Genomic DNA, 1289 nt, shown 5'->3' with positions numbered 1-1289 from the left:
AGTCTGTCGCCGTTTCCACCCGCAGCAGGGGTGTAAAACTTCCCGGCAGGTACACCGACTCGTCCGTCTGCGAGGTGGTCAGATGGTCACCTTCCCAGCCATACTTGGCAATTCCTAATCCACTAGAAATTACGGTACAAGCCAAGCGAAAAATAACTGATTATTTAATATCGATCAAAATACCATCATAAAATATAAATTCTGTATTCCCCAAATATAAAACACCCCCTTTAATTAACGTGGATTTATTTAATTCATTCCGCTCTAACTGTTGTAGGATGTTTTTTTCATCCATTCCTTTAAACTCACTTTTAACTAGTGTTTTGAGCATTGAAAGATCGTTATTACAATCATCAAATGATTGGTTGGAATAACTCAAGCTAATTGAGCGATCTATCCAATTATACAAAAAAAACACATTAAAAAATATACTCAATACTGTAAGGGATATAAATATAATCTTACATATTTTCATTTATTGTCCAGCCTCAAATGCATTTTCTGCAAAGCTACGGCATTGATTAGCAGATAGTGGATTCCAGTCATATTTAGGTCTATCTTTATCATTGGCTATTTTATCAATATACTCATATAATTTCTTTTCATCCACGTTCTTACTGCAAGTGAGCTCTGCATTGGTATTTTTTCCAGCCTTTTTAGATAAATTAGCTTTGAGTTTCTCCAGTGACTCGTCAGTAGGATTGCCATCTTTACCTAAAACTAAATCAGGCATACTTATGCTTCTAACATTTCCATCATCCGCAGATAATTTAGCACCTACAATGCCTTTTAGCCCTGGGGCATAACGCCCATATTCATAATACTTAGTTGTGCCATTTTTATCATAACCAAGAATACCTCCATGTCCACCAAGCCAAGTGCTCGTCTTCCCGTCCATATATTCAATAGGGTAATCAGGATATAAAATTTTACATGCATCCAACCCTAAAGGATCTATTTGTGTTACCGGACTCAGAGGGTATTGGTACGAATTCCACCCACCCGCCAACCCAATAGGATCCTGGGTAATATACCGCCCCTGCTGCGGGTCATAATAACGGTGGCGGTTGTAATACAATCCCGTCTCTTCATCCACCTGCTGACCCGGCAGACGAATGAGCTGTTGCAGATGATGCGGGTTCTCCTCTGCCAGCTGATTGCCCCATTCATCGTATTCGGCCTGCCAGGCTATCGCTCCGGTTTCATCAATCAGTGCCAGCGGCAGTCCCCGGTGGTCACAGTGGTAAAGATGGATTTTTCTCTCCGGGGTGTGTTCCGGCTCCAGCTGG

2 protein-coding genes and 1 pseudogene are annotated in these 1289 nt (G+C 41.3%); all 3 read right to left on the bottom strand.

All coding sequences use genetic code 11. The features are described from left to right. Window positions 1–103, bottom strand: a pseudogene (locus M975_RS23560) (hypothetical protein); the annotation flags it as partial. A gap of 57 nt (window positions 104–160) precedes the next feature. Next, window positions 161–475, bottom strand: a complete 315-nt coding sequence (locus M975_RS23555; protein ID WP_064558302.1) for an Imm58 family immunity protein — start codon at window positions 473–475, stop codon at window positions 161–163. Next, window positions 476–1289 (bottom strand): RHS repeat-associated core domain-containing protein (locus tag M975_RS23515; protein WP_064558299.1); only part of this gene is annotated, 814 nt, incomplete at its 5' end.

The sequence above is a fragment of the Buttiauxella brennerae ATCC 51605 genome (assembly GCF_001654925.1).
GTDB lineage: Bacteria > Pseudomonadota > Gammaproteobacteria > Enterobacterales > Enterobacteriaceae > Buttiauxella > Buttiauxella brennerae.
This window is presented reverse-complemented; position numbering and strand designations above follow the sequence as displayed.